This window comes from Verrucomicrobiota bacterium, from assembly GCA_039027815.1.
In the GTDB taxonomy this organism is placed as follows: Bacteria; Verrucomicrobiota; Verrucomicrobiia; order Verrucomicrobiales; family JBCCJK01; genus JBCCJK01.
The window spans coordinates 19,485-39,346 of record JBCCJK010000028.1; the positions used below are offsets into that span (position 1 = coordinate 19,485).

Genomic DNA, 19,862 nt, shown 5'->3' on the forward strand with positions numbered 1-19,862 from the left:
GCCCTTGGTGGTTTTCGGGCACTTTTTGGGAAAAGAAGCGGAGGTGGTGGAGGCGAGGGGATTTGAACCCCTGTCTTTAAAGCCCTGAGACCGAGCGTCTACATGCATAGCCAGATGTTCAGAGTTCGGAATCGAAAGCACAACTGGCAAGCTGTCGAGTTCCTAGAATCCTGTTCCGTCTCGTGGGTCATCCCGGACACCCGGATTCCCCACCAGCCTGTTGTCGTGCGCCACTTGCCTTAACAGGCGTCAGGAAAGTGACGAGCTGCCTTAGGCAGCTAAAGCGAGTTCTTCGGTAGAATTTGCATTTATTGTTTTGACCGGCTTTTTACGAGGCCAACCGATCAACCTCGGCATGCAACTCGGGCATGAGACGATAAATCGAATCCAGAACGCCCCCAGTTAGGGAAATAGTAGATCCTTTGGGGTCTTTCGCAAGGCTGGATTGCCGCCCTCTTGACGGATTCCAGGCTCTCGCTTTTTTGGAGCTGGCCGCGGCCCCGGTGTATCGAGCGGCGCTCGGCCAGCCGCCCTGCGCCATGACTCTCGCCAATCAGATCTCGTTCACTCGCCTCTTGCTGATCCCGGTTTTTGTTTGCTTTGCCACCTCCTACTCCCAAAGCCTCTCCCAAGGCAACCCGGTCGACCTCTGGCGATGGGGCGCACTCGTGACCTTTGGCTTGGCCGCCGTGAGCGATGGTCTCGATGGCCTGATCGCTCGTCGCTTCCGGCAGCAGTCCGAACTCGGGGCCCTCCTCGACCCGCTGGCCGACAAAGGCCTCATGCTAGCCGCCATCCTCACCCTTTCGGTGACCAACTGGCCGGGAGAATTCCCCCTCTGGTTTCCCCTCCTTGTCATCACCCGGGATGTCCTCTGCATCCTGGCCTACTTCGTCATCCTGCACCACAATGGCAGGGTGGAGGTCCGGGCCCACTGGACGGGCAAGGTCACCACCGCCACCCAGCTGACTGCTATTGGCTGGGTTCTCCTGGGCATCGACACGCCCCCCGCCCTCTGGCCCACCGTCCTGGCCGGGGTCTTCACCTTCATTTCGGGAATGATTTATCTTTCGGAAGCCTTTCGCCAGTTGCAGGATCCCCGCCCGGAGGAGTCATGAGGAACGAAAGCACCATCGCCATTGTCGGCCGTCCCAACGTCGGCAAATCCGCGCTCTTCAATCGCCTGGCCAAAAAACGGATTTCCATCGTGCACGACCAACCGGGCGTCACGCGCGACCGCATTTCCGCGCCCTGCGCCGTGACCCAGCACCCGGCCGAACTCATCGATACCGGGGGCATCGGGGCCACCATCGACGATGTCCTGACCGAGCAAGTCACCGCCGAAGCGGACATCGCGCTCCACGAGGCCGGTCTCGTTCTTTTGGTAGTGGACGCCCGGGATGGCATCACGCCCATCGATGAATCCCTCGCCCAGCTCCTCCGGAAAGCCGAAGCCAAGGTCTGGCTGATCGCCAACAAGATCGACGACCATGTCAACGAATCGCTCAAAGACGAGTTCACCCGCCTCGGTTTCGGTGAGATTTTCCCCACCAGCGCCGAGCACGGACGCGGCATCAAGGCCCTGGCCGAAGCGCTCGACGGGCACCTCGCAGACTTCGCCGAGGAAATCGAGGAAGAGCAGGCCGCCGAAAAGAAGGAAGGCATCCGCCTCGCCATCGTGGGACGGCCCAATGTTGGCAAGTCCTCGCTCGTGAACGCCATCCTCAAGAACGACCGCACCATCGTCAGCGACCTCGCGGGCACCACGCGGGATGCCGTCGACATCGCCTACCAGCAGGGCGGGGTGCGCTACACCCTCATCGACACCGCCGGCATCCGACGCCGGGGCAAGATGGACTCACCGGTCGAGATCTTCTCCTCCTTCCGTGCGCAGGACAGCATCGAGCGCTCTGACCTCTGCCTGCTCGTCATCGACTCCGCCGTCGGCGTCACAGCCCAGGATCGGAAGATCGCCAAGCTCATCCTCAAGGCACACAAGCCCTGCGTCCTCATCATGAACAAGTTCGACTTGTTCTTTCCCGAAGGCCGCCGTCAGGATCGGATCGCTGAAATCACCGACCACGTCCGCCGCGAACTCTTCTTCCTCCACTACGCCCCCATCGCCGCCGTCTCCGCCAAAAACCGGGAAAGCATCGGCCGCACCTTCAACGCCGTCGACACCATCCGGAAAACGGCCGCCAGCCCCCTCACCACCGGTGCCATCAATCGCCTCTTTCTCAAAGCGCTGACCGTGAATCCTCCGCCCTTACAGGGAGGGCGTCGCGGCAAAATCCTCTACGCCACCGTCCGCACCGATCCCAAATTCACCCGCATCCCCGCGCCGGAATACGTCTTATTCGTCAACCAGCGCAACCGCTTCAAGGACACGTATCTCCGCTACCTGGAAAACTTTCTCCGCGAGAGCCACGACCACACCGGCCTCCCGATCCAGTTCAAGATCCGTGACCGAGAGAAGCGGAAAAGCTAGACACCCAGTGGCCCGCGACGTCCCCGGCGCGGGGGGGAAGAGCCCGTCTTCTCCCTACAGCCAATCCCCAGCGAGAGAAAGCCTGCCAGGCCTCGGGTGGCAACTGCAACAGCATGGGTCGACCCCAACCGCCGCACCGAGGACGTCGCGGCCCACCAGGCTACCGACACGGCGAAGCACTTGGCTCCTCACCCCACCGCACACATGACCACCCCGCCCTTCCGCAGGTGTCATTTGCAGGTGCCGTTTAGTAGGCGCGGATGAAATCGACCTCCAAGGCGAAGGGGCCGGGTGTCTTGTCGCCTAGCAGAATGGCGAAGCGCTGGATGGCGGCGGGGTTGAGCTTGGCCTCGGGGAGGGAGCGACCGCGATACGTACCTTGGAAGCGCTCAAAAGGCACCTTGACCTCGGTCCAGACACCGTCGGCGGTTTGGAATTCACCTTGAAAAGCCACCTCGTTTCCGCGAAATCGCGCGTCTGAGGCCAATCGCATTTGGTAGCTCCGGCCATCCCCGCGAACCCGCAGCAAAATGCCCTCGGCGGCTTCCAAATTGAGAACCACGGGACCCGTTTCCACCATCGAGAAGCCGCCCTGGTTTTCGAGCGAAAGGACGCCGCGGAAGAGCAAGGTTTCGCTCTCGGAGAAACGCAGCTCTCCCTGAGAAAGTCCGCCCATGACCCCATCATTGACCACCCTCCAATCCAAGGAGTCATTTTCGTGAGACACGAATTCGGTCAGCGAGAGGATCTCGCTCTCCTCGTCCGCGTCTGGAGAACCGCCGAAGCCATCGGTCACCAAGACGAGGGAGCTCAAAAGAACCAACTGTTTCACCTTCTGCACTACGCCAAGTGGTTCTTGGGAAAGTCTCAGGCTTTTGCCCCTCACTGGACGGCGAAGGCCACCACATTGCCCTTCACGTCCTTGGTGAAGAGTCGGCCATTAGAGTAAATCGGCATGACCCAACTATGCGCCTCACTAAAGGTCTGTTTGGAATCGGTCTCTTGGAAGCCTTGGGGCGTGACTTTTCCAAGAGCCACTTGGCCTTTTTCCGAAACGAGAAATACTTGGTTTTCGGTGGTCATCGAGAGGGCGCCTTTGCCGCGATACCGCTTTTCTTCCCACACGATGTCCCCGTTGCGAATATCGAGGCAGACCAGAGAGCGTTCGTCGAAGCCGTAGAGATAGCCATCCAAAAAGACCGAAACGGTGTGCTTGTTGCGGAGGTTCTTGTTTCGCCAGAGAGGCGTCACCTGGCCGCCCTTCACTTGGAGGAGGACGCAACCGGTTCCGTAGCCTGAGGAAAGAAAGATCTGGTTCTCATTCACGACCACCGGGGAGGCCGAATTCACCTGGTAGCTGGTCTTCCAGCGATAGCGGAAAAACTCCTGGCCGTCCTCCAAGGAACGCCCCACCAAACCGAAGGCATTGAAGCTCAAAAGGGTTTCTCTTCCGTCAATCCTCGCCACGACGGGCGTGGCGTAGCCCGCTTCATCGTCCCCCGCCGTCCAGAGAACCTGGCCCGTCTTCTTGTCGAGACAGACGACCGAGTTGCCCTCCCCGCCGGGCTCGACAAAGAGCCGTTCCCCCGACACGACCGGCGATCCCGCGTAGCCCCACTGCGGGAGGCTGTAAGAGGGCAAGGCTTGCGTCCAATTCCAGCTCCAGACCATCTCGCCGCTCTCCGCATCCCAGCAAATGACCTGTCCAAAGCGGCCCACGGTGTAGACGCGGTTCCCGTCCACGGCTGGCGTGGAATTGGGACCGCCGTAAAAGGGCGTTCCGCCTCCCCCGAAATTTTTCTTGGTGGAATCGCTTCGAAAGCTCCCCCTCCAGAGAACCTCGCCTGTTCGTGCGTCCAGGCAAAAGAGCGAGGAAACGTCCTGTCCATTGTTCCCCATGGTGTAGACCCGGTTGCCCACCACGGAAAAGGTCGAACACCCCATGCCGACTTGGGCTTTCCAGATGGGGACCAGCTCATCGCCATCCGCCTGACCGGAGACCAGCGTGTTCTGATTCGGTCCGAGGTAGTGAGGCCAATCGGCCGCCGCCGCCGCTTTCCCCCAAAGCAGGGAGAAAAGAAAAGGGAGAAGGAGATGTTTCATGGGAGATCGAGTGGGAGGATAAGGGCTGTCGGAGTCAAGGATTCAAAAGGGAGGCAGCGAGTGGGGGCACAATGATCCAGCGAGAGCGCATCGAAGGCGCTCAGGAGCAGACTCAACCCGAGGACCAGGGCACCTTGCCAAAGAAACCTACGCATCGCGCAAAGGAGCGTCACCCGGGCCGCTCTCTTTCCGGGAAGTTTTTCTGCCAAGCGGCAAAATGAAAGAGGGTCTGGAGTGGCGTGCCTGGAGGTAGTCAGCTTCGCCCCCCTTTCGCCAAGTGACGAAGGGCCGCTGCTTGCACCCGGCGATCGGTCAGCATCCAGGGGTGGAGAACCTTCCAGAAATGCCGATTTCGCTGGCCTTTCCAATAGGTGTAATAGCTGGGAAGAATCATGAGATCGAGCGCCGTCCAGTAGCTCTCCACTGAGAGCGAGTCGGGAGGCTCTGGCAAAGCCTTGAGGAAATCGCTCCCGGGTCGCAACTGTCGGTAGCCCCTCCCTTGGCGAAAAAAGAACGCCCCCCAACTGCCACGATGAGGGGCCGAGATAGTGAGAAAGGTGGCCAGGCTGTCGGCGACCTCCGGGTCGCCCAAAGCGGCGCGGCTGACCACCCCACCCAGGCTGAAACCGATGAGATGCTTGGGGCGCTCTTGCAGAATCATGGCGCGGACCTGATCCACAAAGCCTGCCAGCGGTTCCTTTCCGGAACTGGCCGTAAAACTCGGGCAGAGAGTGCGAAATCCAGCTTCCTCGGCCCGACGAGCAAACCTTCCCCAGACCCTTCCGGTGTCCCAGATGCCGTGGACGAAGAGGATGGTTTCGGTCCGTGGGGGCGTGGGGGACGGCATGGGATGGCGAGCGATTCGTTACCCGGCCGCAGCCCGCTCTTTTTTCTCTTGGTAGGTCGACTTGAGGTAAAGCTCACGCAGGGTTTTGAAATCGATTTCGGCGGGGCTCTCCGTCATGAGATCCATGCCCTTGTTGTTCTTGGGAAAGGCCATGACCTCGCGGATGCTGTCCTCCCCGGCTGCCAACATCACGATGCGATCCAAGCCGAGAGCGATTCCGCCGTGAGGAGGGGCCCCGTAGCTGAAGGCTTCCAGCAGATGGCCAAACTCCTCCTTTTGCGTCGCCTCATCGATTCCCAGTGCGCGGAACATGGCTTGTTGGAGCTCACTTTCATGGATTCGCAAGGAGCCGCCGCCCAGCTCGTAGCCATTGAGGACGACGTCGTAGGCGCAGGCGCGGATGCCTTGGTATTGGCCCGCCTTGAGCTTCTCGACGTCCTCAGGGTGAGGGCGGGTGAAGGGATGGTGCACCGCAAACCAGCGCTGCTCCGCTTCGTCGAAGCTCAGGAGCGGGAAATCGGTCACCCACAGAAAATGCAAGTCGCGGTTGCCCTCCAGGAGCTGTTGCAGCTCGGCCACTTCCAAACGGATGCGACCCAAGACCTCACAGACGCTTTCCCACTTGTCCGCGCCAAAGAGGATGAGGTCGCCCGGTTCGATGTCGAGCTTACGCCGCAGGGCCTCCACTTCGTCCTCGGTCATCCGTTTCACAAAGGGCGACCGCCAAGTGGACCGGTCGCTCCCGCGGGCTTGGATGTAAGCGAGCCCTTTGGCACCTGCTTCTTGCGCGGTCTTGGTGAGTTTCTCGATTTGGCCGGTCGAGATTTCGGCAAAACCTTTGGCGTTGATGGCTTTGACAACGCCTCCCTGGGCGACCGCACCCGAGAAAACTCGGAACTCGCAGTCCTTGAGATCCTCGGTCACATCCACCAACTCGCATCCAAAGCGGGTATCCGGCTTGTCGCTGCCATAACGATTCATGGCCTCCTCCCAGGTGAGGCGAGGGAACCCCGCTGGCGTCCCCGGGAAGACTCCGCCCAAGAGTTCTTCGATGAGCGCGTAGATTTCCTCCTGCGTGATGAAAGAGGCCTCCAGGTCCACTTGCGTGAACTCCGGCTGTCGATCAGCGCGAAGATCCTCGTCTCGAAAACATCGGGCGATCTGGAAGTAGCGTTCCACACCCGCCACCATCAGGAGCTGCTTGTATTGCTGGGGGGCCTGCGGGAGGGCGTAGAACTTGCCGGGATTGAGGCGGGCGGGCACCAGGAAATCGCGCGCGCCCTCGGGCGTGCTCTTGCTCAAAACGGGCGTCTCCACTTCCGTGAAGCCGTGCGCATCCAAGCCATCGCGCAGGCTTTTTGAAATCCGATGGCGGAGCCGCAGGTTTCGGCCCAGGCGCTCCCGTCGTAGATCGAGGTAACGATACTTGATGCGGAGGTCTTCATTCGACAGTTCCTTGTCCAGCTGAAAAGGCAGGACCTGGGCTTTGTTGATGACGACCAGCTCGCTGGCCACGATTTCAATTTCTCCCGTGAGCAATTTTTCGTTGGTAGTGCCCTCCAGGCGTCTCTCGACCCGCCCCCGCACTTGCACGACATCCTCCTCTCGGAGGGAATGGCTCAATTTGGCGGCTTCCGCGCTGGCCTCCGGACGAAAGACCACTTGGGTCAAGCCTTCGCGATCTCGGAGGTCGATGAAAATGACGCCGCCATGGTCCCGCGCGGAGCGGACCCAGCCAACGAGCAAAGCCTCCTCGCCCACTTGGTCGGCGCGGAGTTGGTTGCAGTGATGTGTGCGATACATGGGAGGAGTGAGTTGGTCTTCAGTCGGGAGACTTCAGCAGGAGATCGGTCAGGGTTGCCAGAAGATGGTCGCTGGTGGTGTCGATTTGAGAGCGGTCGCGCAGGTTTTTCACCTGGAGGGAGGGATACTCGCTTCCGATGAGCACTCCGAACTTGGCTCCGGCTGCCTCGGCCGCTTGGAACTGCTTGCCCAGCTTAGGAGAGCCGAAGCAGAGATCGGCCCCCAGGCCTGCGTTTCGCAAGGTCTGCAAGAGCGAGAGGGCGGCCGATCGCTGGGCGGGGTCGGCCAAGAGCACCTGCACCTCGATCGGGCGCTCGACTTGCAACCAGGCCTCCCGCTTTTTCCGGGCGGCCGGGACCGCTTCGATAAATTCCTGGAGGACCATATCCCCCATGCCGAGGCCGACTGCCGGGATCTGGGACTTTCCATCGCTCAGCATCTCAATGAGATGGTCGTAGCGACCCCCCCCGGCGATGGCGCGGAGACCGTGTTTCCGGTCGAACAATTCGAAAACCGTTCCGGTGTAGTAGGCCAGCCCCCGGACGATGCTCCGGTCAATGACGGCGAAGTCCCCTAGCCCACGCGCTTCCAAGTCCGCCACGATCGAGGACAAAGCGCTGTTCTCTTCAGGCGGCGTTTGCAAAAAGGCCTCGACTTCAGTCGGCTCGATCCCGAGGGCCACCAATTTCTCCTGCGTGACCTCGGGTCGCTCCCGCTCCAGCTTGTCGATGATTTGGAGGAACTCGCTCACTTTTTTCTCCTCCACTCCCCGGGCAGCGGCGAATCGGACCCAAGCATCCCGATCACTCAGGCGCACTTGGAAATCCTCCGGGCCGAAGCCGAGTTCGCGCAGAACATCGATGGCCAAGGCAATCAACTCCGCATCGGCTTCCGGACCCGCTTCGCCCAGTAAATCGACGTTATACTGGTAAAACTCCCGGCCCCTTCCCTTTTGCGGCTTCTCATAGCGGTAGCACGGCCCGAGCTCGAACCACTTGAGGGGCTTGCGGTAGTGGCGCTCCCGCATCGCGGCCAGCCGAGCCAAGCTGGGAGTCAGTTCGGGGCGCAGGGCCACTTCCCGCTCGCCTCGGTCCACGAAGTGAAAGAGCTGGCCCACCACTTCCTGGCCGCTTTTCTTGCGAAAGAGATCGGTCGGTTCCAGCACCGGTCCCTCCCACTCCACAAAGCCATACCGGCGGGCGACCTCCCGCCAGGTGGCGAAAAGGTAATTGCGTTTGGCACAGTCTTCGGGAGCGAACTCGCGGAAGCCTGGCAAGCATTGCAGGGCGGAATCCATGGGCGGAAGGAAGGGGCGCTAGCATGCACCGCAAGGCGTTCCGTTCAAGGGAGTAGTTCCCAGTTGCCAGAGACCAGGTAAGCGAGTTTTCATCCCAGGTCTGTTTTGCTCCACTCCCTCCACATCCGCCAATTTCGCTGTCTCCAAGAAGTGAAGCTGGAACTCCCCCCTGCTCGGCCGGTGGCTTTTCTCGGTGCCAATGCCCAGGGCAAGACCTCCATCTTGGAAGCGGTTTGCGTGCTGCTGCGCCTGCAATCGCCTCGATCTCGTCGGCTGGGCGACTGCATCCGCCTGGGACAAGCCGCCGCCAGCGTCGAAGGCCAGACCGAGAAGCATCGCCTGGTGGTCGGCCTAGCACCCAAGAGCCGACGCTTGCGGGTGGATGGACAAGTGCACACCCGCGGAGCCGACTACTTGGCCGAGAGCGGTCTCGTCGTCTGGATGGGGAATGACGATCGCGACCTCATCCGCGGCGGAGCCGAGAACCGGCGCCGCTATCTGGATTTCCTGGCCTCCCAGGTGGAACCCGGCTACCGCGAAGCCCTGCGGGCTTACGAACGGGCCCTCCGCGCCCGCAATTTTCTCCTCAAACGCGATGCCCAGCCACGCTGGGACCAAATCGACGCCTACGGACAAGTCCTGGCCGAGCACGGCCGGATCTTGACCCGCACCCGCAGCCAACTGATCGACGCCCTCACCCCCCATGCCCAAGCAGCCCAGCAGCACCTGAGCGCGGCCCAAGAAGCGCTCGCGCTGCGCTACGAAAACGCGAGCGGTGAAGACCTCGCCAGCTCTTTCGAGCTGGTTCGCGATCAGGAAGCCAAGAAGCGAAGCACCCTGGTGGGTCCCCACCGGGATGATCTCACCCTGGGGCTCAATGGCCTGCCTGCTGCCGAGTTCGCTTCGGAAGGCCAACAGCGCAGCCTGGCCATCGCTCTCAAGCTGGCGCAAGCCACTCTCTTGAAAGAAAGGCACCAAACGTCCCCCATCCTGCTGATCGACGACGTCTTCGGCGAGCTCGACCCTGAACGCCGCAATGCGCTTTTGGAACATCTGCCCCCCGACTCCCAAAAGCTCATCACCAGCACCACCATCGACTGGATGGATGACACGAGAAACGAAAACCTGGTCCGCTATCGACTGGACTCAGGAAGCATCTGCCCGGCTACCAAATGAACCAATTGAGGGGCCAAACGGCTCCGCGGCACCGGCAACTCACCCTTTCCCCCTCGGAGCGAGTCCTTCTCGCTCCCGTCTCCTGATACCAAGCTGCAGAATTCACTGGTAGAATGGCCGAGTGGATTTCGGGCCAGACCAAGGCGCGACGAGGGCGCGGTGCAGGCACCGTAACCGAGGAGCAACGCAGGGCTGGCTCGAAAGACTCCGGCTCTCCCTTCCCCGCGCTTCAGCGCCTCTTCCCCACATCACCTCCCCTCCATTCTTCCAGGGAATTCTGGAGGTTGGTATTAGCTCTCCCGCCTCGCAGCCGCCCCCGGCCGCCCCTTGGCCCGCAAAAGGCTGGCAAAGCGAGCCAACCCCGTCGCCTCTTGCCTTGCCGACCTCTTCTTCCTGCGAATACCCTTATCCTATCCCGTTCCCACCCGCCCGATGAACACCGCCGTCTTCAGCACCAAACCGTATGACCGCAGTTCGCTCGAAGCCGCGAGCGAACTACGCCACCAGCTCCGTTTTTTTGAGAATCGTCTCCGACCCGAGACCGCCAAGCTGGCCGAGGACTGCCCCGCCATCTGCGCCTTCGTGAACGATGATCTCTCGGCCGAAACGCTGGCCGCGCTGGCCCAGCAGGGCGTGCGTTGGATCGCCATGCGCTGCGCTGGGTTCAACAACGTCGATCTGCCCGCGGCCGCCGCCGCCGGCATCCGCCTAGCCCGGGTTCCCGCCTACTCTCCCCATGCCGTGGCCGAACACGCCCTCGCCCTTCTGCTGGCTCTCAACCGTCGCATCCACAAAGCCTACCAGCGAGTCAAAGAAGGCAATTTCACTCTCCATGGCTTGATGGGCTTTGACCTCCACGGCAAAACCATTGGCGTCATTGGCACCGGGAAAATCGGCGAGATCTTCATCCAGCTTCTGAGCGGCTTTGGTTGCCGCGTCTTGGCCCATGACCCTTTTGAAAACGAAGCGGTCAAAGCCCTCGGCGCGGAATATGTCCCGCTCGCCACGCTCCTGGACCAGTCGGACGTCCTCTCCCTGCACTGCCCGCTTCTCCCGCAGACTCATCACCTCATCGACCACCAGGCTCTCGAACAGGTCAAGCCCGGCCTCATCCTCCTGAACACCTCACGGGGCGCGCTCGTGGATGCGCAGGCCCTCATCGAGGCCCTCAAATCCGGCAAGCTGGGCGGCGTCGCCCTCGATGTCTACGAAGAGGAAGCTGGCCTCTTCTTCGAAGACCACTCCCACCACGTCATCACCGATGACGTCCTCATGCGACTCACCACCTTCCCGAACGTCCTCATCACCTCGCACCAAGCGTTTCTCACCGAAGAAGCCTTGCGCAACATCGCCGAAACCACCGTCCACAATCTCGACCAATTCGAGCAGGGCGGGCCTCTCGATCACGAAGTCAGCGGTTGAGCGGTCGACCGGATCTTATACCAACCTCCAGAATTCACAGGTAGAATGGAGGGAAGGTGGAGTGGGGAAGAGGCGCTGAAGCGCGGGGAAGGAAGAGCCGGAGTCTTTCGAGCCAGCCCTGCGTTGCTCCTCGGTTACGGTGCCTGCACCACGCCCTCGTCGCGCCTTGGTCTGGCCCGAAATCCACTCGGCCATTCTACCAGCCAATTCTGCAGCTTGGTATTAGCCAAGGCCTCCCTTCCGCCAAATCCGCCGCCCCAAAGCCACCGCCGTCACCGTCAGCCCGACCGTAATCCCCCACCACATTCCGGACACGCCTAAGCCGAGAGGAAACGTCAGCACCCACCCCAAGGGCAGAGAAATGACCCAATAGGCACCAAAGGCGATCCAAGCCGGAATCGCCACGTCATCCAACCCCCGCAGCGCGCCAGAGGACAGAATCTGAAGCGAATCGCTCAGTTGGAAGGCCGCCGCCACCAGCAGCAAGCTCGCCGCCACAGAGCGGGCCTCAGGCTCCTTCAAAAACCAGCCGGCCATGGCATCATTGAACGACAAGAAAGCCGTCATACTCAAAAGAGACACCCCGGTCGCCAGCAGCCAACCACTCATGACCATGGGCCGGATCCGCTCGGGCCTCTTGGCTCCCCAGACCTCGCCCACCCGGACCGTCAACGCCATGGAAATGCCGAGGGGAATCATAAAAACCGTCGCGACACAACTGATGGCCACTTGGTGAGAGGCGAGCGCCTCCTTGCTCAAGGTCCCAATGACCAGCGTGGCCGCCACAAACGCACTCACCTCAGCCAAGAGTTGCATGCTAGCCGGAAAGCCCGTTTTCAAAAGACTGCGGACCGCTACCCAATCCGGCCGTCGCAGCCAGCGATACGGCACCCACTCGCGCAAATCCGGCCGTCGCTTGCACCACCAGATCATCACCATCAATCCAGAGACCCGCGCCAACAGGGTCGCCAAGCCCGCACCCTCTAGACCCCACTGCGGCGCCCCCCAGTTGCCGTAAATAAAAATCCAGTTCAGCAAGACATTGAACAGCACGCTTCCCAGAAGAATCCAAAAGACCGGCCAAGGTCGATTCATGGCATCGGCGTGGCTCTTGATGGCCATGGAAGCCATGGCAAAGGCCATGGAACCCGCCACCAAAAGAAAGTAGTGCGGGACCGCCCGCAGCACCTCGGGCTCTTGCCGAAAGACCGGCATCACCGGCAGCAAGAGCCAAGCAGCCAAAAGCGTCAAGGCTCCTAACGCCACCGCTACATAGACCCCATGTCGCAAAGCGGCCCGGGCTGCCACAGGCTCTTGGGCCCCGCGTGCTTGAGAAACCTTGATGGAAACGGCGATCGACATCCCGATGCCGCACATCAGAGGAAGATACAGCAAAGTATTGGCAAAAGTGGAAGCCGCCAACGGCACCACTCCGAGCCGACCAATCATCAGCGTGTCCGCCACCCCCATCAGCATCTGGCTGAGCTGACCGGCCACCAAAGGCAGCGCGAGCAGGACGGTCGCGCGGGACTCGCGTAGCAAGGAGGCGAAAGAAAGCATAGTGGAGGAAGGGCAAGGAACCAAAGCCCGCCAGCACTCCCCCGCGCTCCTCTCATTCAAAAGAAAAGACCCGTGGAGAAGAACCAGCGGGCCTTGGAAAGTGGAAAAGTGGGGAAAGAAACTCGACTCACCAAGGCCCGCAGGAATCACCGTCACGCACGGCGGTCCAGCCAGACATCTTGGAAAGGGCAAGTTTCATAGTGCGCAGGGAAGTAGACCAGACACGCGGAGAGGTCAAGAAAGGCTTGTTCCACCAAGCTGCCGAATCAAGGAGCAGCCCAGCCAACCCCGAACCCCGAAACCCACCGTCCTCCTACCTAAACCGGTCGCTTGCTACTCGCCAACCATCGCTCTCACAAATGGGTTGCATACCACATCGCCATTTCGGCATAGAGTTCCATCGGCGTGATCAAGACATCATCATGCCCTCCATCAGGCACCGCCAACCACCGCTTCTGAGGAGCTCCCACTGCGCGGTAAAGCCGCATGCCCTCCGCCAAAGACAACAATTCATCCTCCGTTCCATGGGCCACCAAAGTCGGCGATTTGATCCTGCGTGCTGACTCCCTCGGCTTGACGCTGCGGTAGTCGAAGTCTCCTCGCATGGAAGCCAACGAAAGAGCCAAATGACTTGCCAGCGGCCCCGCAGGACCGGCCCACTTCCGGCAAAACTCTTCAGCCACCTCTTCCAAATCGGCGAAAGACGCCACGACGATTCGAGCCTCCCACTGGCCCATCGCATGGATGGCGAAGGCTCCTCCCATCGACATTCCCCAGAGCCCTTTCGGCCCGAATTCCCAGTGAAAGCGCTCCTGTGCCTCCTGCAAAACTGCCATGGGCAAAGCCGCTTCCTGGGGGTCGGCTCCAAACCGAACTCGTCTCAGAGGACTTTCTCCATGGGCAGGCAAATCAGGCAAGAGGCAGCGATAACCGACCGCGACAAATCGTTCGGCGACGGGAAGCAAATCCTCCTTTCGGCCCTTGCGTCCGTGAAGCAAAACCAAGGTGCCTCGAATCTCTCCATACGCAGGCAAATCAATGCCACGTTCAGCCAACTGTTCTCGAAGAATTTCTCCTCGCTCGGCAGGCTTGTCGGCGGGTTGACATAAGATCACGGGCACCTCGCCTCCCTGGGCGGCAAAAAAAGAAAGCGTCATACCGTGACTCTCGGGGTAATTGAGCCAGTCCCTATGGTAAGCCAGCAAATCTCGGCGGGGAGGACTCACCAACTGATCCGCTGCTCGCCAAATCACCAAACCAATTCCAAGAAGGAAAAGCCCGAGAACGCTAAGCACCCAAAGCCAAAGTCGTTTTCGCATCCCCGTCACCGCTAGCACAAGGCTGTCATTCTGCGAAGGCAGTCATCTTCCAGCCACCCGGGTGGTTCCCATTGTTTGAGAAGGTGGCGGCGAAATCATAAACGAGCGAACCATTCCCCCAGAACGGTCTCGGCTCCTAGGCAGGTCTGACAACACGAGCCCGCCGCCCGCCTCACGATTTTCCCGCCCTGCGAGTAATGCTAATACCAACCTCCAGAATTCACTGGAAGAATGGAGGGGAGGTGGTGTGGGCAAGAGGCGCTGAAGCGCGGGGAAGGTAGAGCCGGTGTCTTTCTACCAGCCAATTCTGCGGCCTGGTATAAGCTGCCGAATCAAGGAGAAGAACAGCCCCGCCTGAAACCTGAAAAGCCCCTTACCCAGCCGTCCGACGGCGTCGAAAACCGCTCAGCAAAAGCACACCAAATCCCAGCAACAGTCCGCTGCTCGGCTCAGGGATGACGTCGAGCGTGAACTGAGTCAACCGCGAGGCATTGGTATTCGGATTCACAAACGCAAACAAGTCTCCATCCGACAGCTGGAAATTCACGATATCAGCCGCATCATTGGTTCCCCCTCCGACAAAAACGCCTGAACCAGGGGCGTCGTTATAATGAAGATCCAGTGTGCGCCCATCGTTGGCATCTTCGAGAAAACTGACTAAAAGAAGCCCTGGACCGGTGTAGGCACTCAAATCGAACTGCACCAGCACGGCCTCCCCCACCTGAAGCCCTGCATTATCAGTTCCATCACTAATGCCAAGACCAGCACTATTCGTGACGAAATCATTGGTTACATCTCCACCTAAAAAGGTCGCCGGGTCAAAGTCGGTGTCGGGACCATTGAAATCGGTTCCGGCGTCGTCATCGGCGATTGAGGTGTAGGTCACAACGATGGTGCCAAAGTCACCGGGTTGCGACAGATCCCCGGTGGGATCATTCCCCACTTCTGTGGTGCCATTGACGGTGATCCCTCCCGTCGCATTGAAAGTGATGCTGGTGTCCGAACCGGACGGCCCATCCCCTCCGTTCCCGAAACTAAAAACGACAGCCGACTGACCAATCAAAGAGGAAACCGCTAGCAGGACACCGACCAGGCAAGAAGTAGAGCGAAAAGGATTCATTTGTGAAGGGGAGAGAGTTTCAGGTTACACTAGGACCTCGCTTCACGAGGAGATGGCTTGCGAAACAAAGTCAAGCGAAGATTCCCCTGCCCGAAACTCCATGACTGACCGACTCGAAGACCGAGATACCCGCGCGCAGGGCAAGCGCATTCTCTCCGCCCTCACCTTCAACGTCCCGGCGGCTTTTCTCAAAACGATGGCCTGTCTTCTTTTGGCAGCCGCCCTGACTCTTGGTGGCCAATCGCTGGGCTGGTTTGCAGGTCTGGAAGCGGCTGGTGTCTGGATGCTCTTCATCCTCTTTTTCACAGCTGGATTATGGATCGTGGAAGCCATGCCGGCCTTCGTCGTTGCCATCCTCATCATCGCGCTTGAAATTCTCATTCTCGGAAAACCCGGAGGTGTCTTGGCCGGCCTCGAGGACAGGGACGCTTGGCTGGCCTTCGTCTCGCCTTGGTCCAGTTCCATCATGTGGCTTTTCCTGGGCGGCTTCGTGCTGGCGGCCGCGGCCGTCAAAACGCAATTGGATCTCCTCTGCGCCCGAAAAGTCGTTGGCCTCTGCGGGGATCAGCCATGGAGACTTCTGGCAGGCGTCATGCTCATCACTTTCGTTTTCTCCATGTTCATGTCGAACACCGCCACCGCCGCCATGATGGTAGCGGTCATGGCCCCCGTGACCCGCAAACTGCCCCCAGGGGACAAGTTTGCCCTCGGCCTCCTCCTGAGCGTTCCCATCGCGGCCAACCTCGGTGGGATCGGCACCATCATCGGGACCCCGCCCAATGCCATTGCCGTGGGTGCCCTCTCCGAAGACCTTCGCCCCTCCTTCTTCGCATGGATGAAGCTGGGCGTGCCGGTGGCCCTCATCATGGGAGTCATTGGCTACTTCTACCTCCTGAAATTCTATCCTTCGGGCAGGCGGAAAATCGATATCAGCCAGCTCGGCCAAATGGAGGGAACGGAGGCCGACCCCACCCCGCCGCCCCCTCCCGCTTGGCAGCAAGTCTTCGTCATGGCCGTCTTCCTCTTTGCCGTGGCTTCCTGGATGACGGAGTCCTTTCATGGCACGCCCCCCGCGGTGGTCTCCTTCTTCGCCATCGCCCTCTTAGCGGTCAGTGGCATCCTCCAGGCCGAAGACATGCGCCGCCTCCCGTGGGACGTCCTCCTGATGCTCGCGGGGGGGCTCGCGCTTGGGGTGGGGATCACCGAAACCGGCGTGGGCGCCTGGCTCCCAGGACTGCTCCCAGAAAATCTCTCGCCCCTCATCTTAACCTTCGTGATCGCCTACCTGGCACTCCTGATGTCGAACGTCATGTCGAACACGGCCACTGCTGCCATGCTCTTACCCGTCGCCATCGCGCTCACCAGCGGCATCGAGGGCTTCAGCGAAATGTCCCTGGCCTTTCCAGTCGCCATCGCCTGCTCCAGCGCCATGTGCCTGCCCATCTCTACTCCCCCGAACGCCATCGCCTACGCGAGCGGCCTCATCCGCACCAAAGACTACCTGCGAGCCGGCCTCCTCCTCGGGGCCCTCGCTCCCCTGGTAGCATGGGGCGTCTCCCTCTGGCAGCCCTAATACCAAGCTGCAGAATTGGCTGGTAGAATGGCCGAGTGGATTTCGGGCCAGACCAAGGCGCGACGAGGGCGCGGTGCAGGCACCGTAACCGAGGAGCAACGCAGGGCTGGCTCGAAAGACTCCGGCTCTCCCTTCCACGCGCTTCAGCGCCTCTTCCCCACACCTCCTTCCCTCCATTCTACCAGTGAATTCTGGAGCTTGGTATTAGGTCAAGGAACGGGCCCGAGCCCCCCGTTCCTTGAAAGTCGTCCAAGCTATTGGAAATTCTCCCGTGCCCCTTCTCCTCGTTCATCGCATTCTTCTCGGCCTGGCCCTCGCGATCCTCCTCACCAGCGCCTTGGGCTGGACCGGGTCGTCGCTCAGTCAATGGGCCACTTTGGATTCCGCGGCGGTCCGCGCCTTCCTGCAAGCCCCCGCCCCCGAGACGGCCAGCCCGCTCCTTGGGCTTCTGGGAATGGCCTTCTTGCACGCCGACCTCGCTCACCTCGGTGGAAATCTTCTCTACTTCTGGATCTTCGGGGGCCTAGTGGGAGAACTGGTGGGCTGGCGTTGGATGCTCGGGATTTTCTTGCTCACGGCCCTGAGCGCCTCGGGCGCCTTCGTCTTGTTGAATCCGGACGGCCTCTCCATCGGGGCCTCGGGTGCCGTCTCGGGCTTCATGGGCGCCTACCTCGGACTGGCCGTGCGTTGGCACCTTCCGTTTCCGGAAATTTGGCCCCTGGCCCACCCCGTCCCGCCCACCAATCTCATCATCCTCGGCTGCGCCTACTTCGTTCTCGACCTCCTTGGTATCTTCGGGGCGGGCGTGGGCATCGCCTACAGCGCGCATCTCGGAGGCTTTCTGGGCGGTCTCATTTTGACCTCCTTCCTTCTCCGACCCGAGAAACCCCATTCCGCTCGCTAGCCTCCCGCCCACCACGAGAAAGCCCCTTGCATTCTCAAGAAACACCCGGATACTCCCCGCCCTTTCCGTTCGCAGGTGCTCCGGGGAACGGAAAGGTCCTCCGGAGCAATCTGGCTGGCCACGAGCCGCCCCCCACCCTGAACCCAAACCCAGTCCCATTCATGTCCACGGAAGCGGCCACCGCCGAACTCACCGAGCTGACCAACCTCATCGATCGCAGTTTCCGCGAATTCAGAGAAGGCAGCATCGTCAACGGAACCATCCTCGAAATCAAATCCCAGGTCATCATCGTCGACATCGGCTACAAATCCGAGGGAGCCATTCACGCCACCGAATTTGAGGACGATGAAATCGAAGTCGGCGATGAAATCGAAGTCCTGCTCGAAAAGCTCGAAAACGATGAAGGCATGGTGGTCCTCTCGAAAGAAAAGGCCGATCACAAGCAAAACTGGGACAAGATCGTAGGCGTCTACGAAGACGGCGGCCTCGTGAAGGGCAAAATCAAATCGGTCGTCAAAGGCGGCCTCATCGTGAACGTCGGGGTGGAAGCCTTCCTCCCGGGTTCCCAGATCGACATCATCCCGCCCAAAGACCTTAACGAATACGTCGGCAAAATCTTCGAATTCAAAATCGTCAAGGTCAATGACGACCGCAAAAACCTCGTCATCTCCCGCCGCGAAGTCATCGAAGCCGAGCGGGCCGAGCAGCGCCAGAAGTTCCTCGAAACCGTCAAGATCGGAGACAAAGTCGAAGGGCAGATCAAAAACATCACCGACTTCGGCGCCTTCGTCGATCTCAGCGGCATGGACGGGCTGCTTCACATCACCGACATGAGCTGGGGCCGCATCAATCACCCCAGCGAGCTGCTCTCCATCGGCCAAATGGTCGAAGTCATGATCCTGGACGTCAATCGAGAGCGAGAACGCGTCTCCCTCGGCCTCAAGCAAATGAGCCACAACCCCTGGGAGGACATCGAAAGCCGCTACCCCATCGGCATGGAAGTGGCGGGCAAGGTCACCAAGCTCGTCCCCTACGGCGCCTTCATCGAAATCGAGCAAGGCGTGGAAGGCCTGGTCCACGTCTCCGAACTCTCGTGGACCAAGCGGATCAACCGACCGAACGACGTTCTCGAACTCGACCAAGAAATCAAAGCCGTCGTCCTTGGCATCAACACCGAAGAGCAGAAAATCTCCCTCGGCGTTCGCCAGCTGGAACCCAACCCCTGGGACGACGTCGAAAACCGCTTCCCCATCGGCACGCAGATCAAAGGCGAAATCCGCAACCTCACCGCCTACGGCGCCTTCGTGGAGCTGGAAGACGGCATCGATGGCATGATCCACGTCTCGGACCTCAGTTGGACCCGCAAAATCAATCACCCCTCGGAAATGCTCAAAAAGGGCGACGAAGTCGAGGCCGTGGTCCTCAACATCGACAAGCCCAATCAGCGCATCAGCCTCGGCATGAAGCAGCTCGAAACCGACCCCTGGAGCGAAATCGACACTCGTTTCAAAGTGGGCGACCTCGTCAAAGGCACGGTCGCCAAAATCGCGAGCTTCGGGGCCTTCGTCCAGTTGGAGGACGACATCGATGGCTTGGTGCACATCTCCCAGCTCTCTGACGAACACGTCGAACGTGTCAAAGACGTCATCAAAGTTGGCGATGAAGTGGAAGCCCGCGTCATCAAGGTCGACAAAGTGGAGCGCCGCATCGGCCTCTCCATCAAAGCCGTCGACATGAACGAAGAAGAGCTGCAAAGAGAAAGCCAAGCCTTCGAAAGCTTGCGTTCCAGTGCCGACCTCGTTGGACTCGAACAAGCCTTCAACATCGCCACCGAAGACTGGAGCCCGAGCGGCGGCCAGGACGAAGAAGACGAGGACAAGAGCTAAACCCAAACTTCAAAAGAAATGGCAGAAGGGAGGCCGGCATCCGGCCCGCCCACCTAGCCAACGAAGAAAGCGCCTCGTCGGACACCCCGGCGAGGCGCTTTCTCGTGCCGGGATGACAAGCCCCACAAGAATCAGCAGCACCACGCATCCCCCAGCTTCTCGCAGCCGATCCGCAGCCCACCCCCTGCCACCCTGCCGCCTCAAAGAGTCCTTCGACCATCAAGGCCGAACCCTGAAACCCAAAACTCACCCCCTCACGACATCGACGCGCAGGTCTCTCATACCAAGCTGCAGAATTGGCTGGTAGAATGGCCGAGTGGATTTCGGGCCAGACCAAGGCGCGACGAGGGCGCGGTGCAGGCAC

Annotated in this window: 15 protein-coding genes and 1 other RNA gene; 7 read left to right on the forward strand and 9 right to left on the reverse strand. The window is 60.4% G+C overall.

From position 1 onward, the window contains the following. Positions 1–44: 44 nt before the first annotated feature. Positions 45–400, reverse strand: a transfer-messenger RNA (tmRNA) gene (gene ssrA / locus AAF555_08670). Between the two features lie 139 nt (positions 401–539). On the opposite strand from ssrA, the gene AAF555_08675 reads away from it, so the two are divergent. After that, on the forward strand, positions 540–1,118 hold the full coding sequence (locus AAF555_08675; protein MEM6911645.1) for a CDP-alcohol phosphatidyltransferase family protein: 579 nt from the start codon (positions 540–542) through the stop codon (positions 1,116–1,118). Next, entirely contained in the window at positions 1,115–2,488 is a 1,374-nt protein-coding gene (der, locus tag AAF555_08680; protein ID MEM6911646.1) for a ribosome biogenesis GTPase Der, read from the forward strand. The genes AAF555_08675 and der overlap by 4 nt, the downstream gene beginning before the upstream one ends. A 247-nt stretch (positions 2,489–2,735) precedes the next feature. Here der and AAF555_08685 read toward each other — a convergent pair whose 3' ends face one another. The 5 genes from AAF555_08685 to hisS form a co-directional block, all read right to left on the reverse strand. Then, positions 2,736–3,320, reverse strand: a complete 585-nt coding sequence (locus tag AAF555_08685; protein MEM6911647.1) for a CIA30 family protein — start codon at positions 3,318–3,320, stop codon at positions 2,736–2,738. Between the two features lie 50 nt (positions 3,321–3,370). Next, the gene (locus AAF555_08690; protein ID MEM6911648.1) at positions 3,371–4,591 is read right to left on the reverse strand and encodes a PQQ-binding-like beta-propeller repeat protein; all 1,221 of its coding nucleotides are present in this window, start codon (positions 4,589–4,591) and stop codon (positions 3,371–3,373) included. Positions 4,592–4,844: 253 nt separating this feature from the next. Then, positions 4,845–5,438: an alpha/beta fold hydrolase gene (locus AAF555_08695; protein ID MEM6911649.1), complete on the reverse strand. Its 594-nt coding sequence runs from the start codon at positions 5,436–5,438 to the stop codon at positions 4,845–4,847. Positions 5,439–5,456: 18 nt separating this feature from the next. After that, on the reverse strand, positions 5,457–7,241 hold the full coding sequence (aspS, locus tag AAF555_08700; GenBank protein ID MEM6911650.1) for an aspartate--tRNA ligase: 1,785 nt from the start codon (positions 7,239–7,241) through the stop codon (positions 5,457–5,459). Positions 7,242–7,260: 19 nt separating this feature from the next. Continuing rightward, a complete protein-coding gene (gene hisS / locus AAF555_08705; GenBank protein MEM6911651.1) occupies positions 7,261–8,538 on the reverse strand; it encodes a histidine--tRNA ligase in 1,278 nt (425 codons plus the stop codon). Between the two features lie 105 nt (positions 8,539–8,643). On the opposite strand from hisS, the gene recF reads away from it, so the two are divergent. After that, positions 8,644–9,714 carry a DNA replication and repair protein RecF gene (gene recF, locus AAF555_08710; GenBank protein MEM6911652.1) on the forward strand — a complete coding sequence of 357 codons (1,071 nt, stop codon included), beginning with the start codon at positions 8,644–8,646 and terminating at the stop codon, positions 9,712–9,714. 432 nt (positions 9,715–10,146) lie between these two features. Then, positions 10,147–11,136: a 2-hydroxyacid dehydrogenase gene (locus AAF555_08715; protein MEM6911653.1), complete on the forward strand. Its 990-nt coding sequence runs from the start codon at positions 10,147–10,149 to the stop codon at positions 11,134–11,136. A 222-nt stretch (positions 11,137–11,358) separates the two neighbouring features. On the opposite strand, the gene AAF555_08720 is transcribed toward AAF555_08715, so the two are convergent. The 3 genes from AAF555_08720 to AAF555_08730 all read right to left on the reverse strand — a co-directional run bounded on the left by AAF555_08720 (position 11,359) and on the right by AAF555_08730 (position 15,135). Beyond that, a complete protein-coding gene (locus AAF555_08720; GenBank protein ID MEM6911654.1) occupies positions 11,359–12,696 on the reverse strand; it encodes an MATE family efflux transporter in 1,338 nt (445 codons plus the stop codon). 353 nt (positions 12,697–13,049) lie between these two features. Beyond that, positions 13,050–13,853, reverse strand: coding sequence for an alpha/beta fold hydrolase (locus AAF555_08725; GenBank protein MEM6911655.1), 804 nt, complete (start codon positions 13,851–13,853; stop codon positions 13,050–13,052). A gap of 535 nt (positions 13,854–14,388) precedes the next feature. Then, entirely contained in the window at positions 14,389–15,135 is a 747-nt protein-coding gene (locus AAF555_08730; GenBank protein ID MEM6911656.1) for a PEP-CTERM sorting domain-containing protein, read from the reverse strand. Between the two features lie 100 nt (positions 15,136–15,235). Between AAF555_08730 and AAF555_08735 the strand changes: the two genes are divergently transcribed. From AAF555_08735 to AAF555_08745, 3 genes are all read left to right on the forward strand, one after another. After that, positions 15,236–16,708: a DASS family sodium-coupled anion symporter gene (locus AAF555_08735; GenBank protein MEM6911657.1), complete on the forward strand. Its 1,473-nt coding sequence runs from the start codon at positions 15,236–15,238 to the stop codon at positions 16,706–16,708. 271 nt (positions 16,709–16,979) lie between these two features. Further along, positions 16,980–17,612, forward strand: coding sequence for a rhomboid family intramembrane serine protease (locus AAF555_08740; GenBank protein MEM6911658.1), 633 nt, complete (start codon positions 16,980–16,982; stop codon positions 17,610–17,612). Positions 17,613–17,773: 161 nt separating this feature from the next. Continuing rightward, on the forward strand, positions 17,774–19,498 hold the full coding sequence (locus AAF555_08745) for a 30S ribosomal protein S1 (GenBank protein MEM6911659.1): 1,725 nt from the start codon (positions 17,774–17,776) through the stop codon (positions 19,496–19,498). Positions 19,499–19,862: the final 364 nt, after the last annotated feature.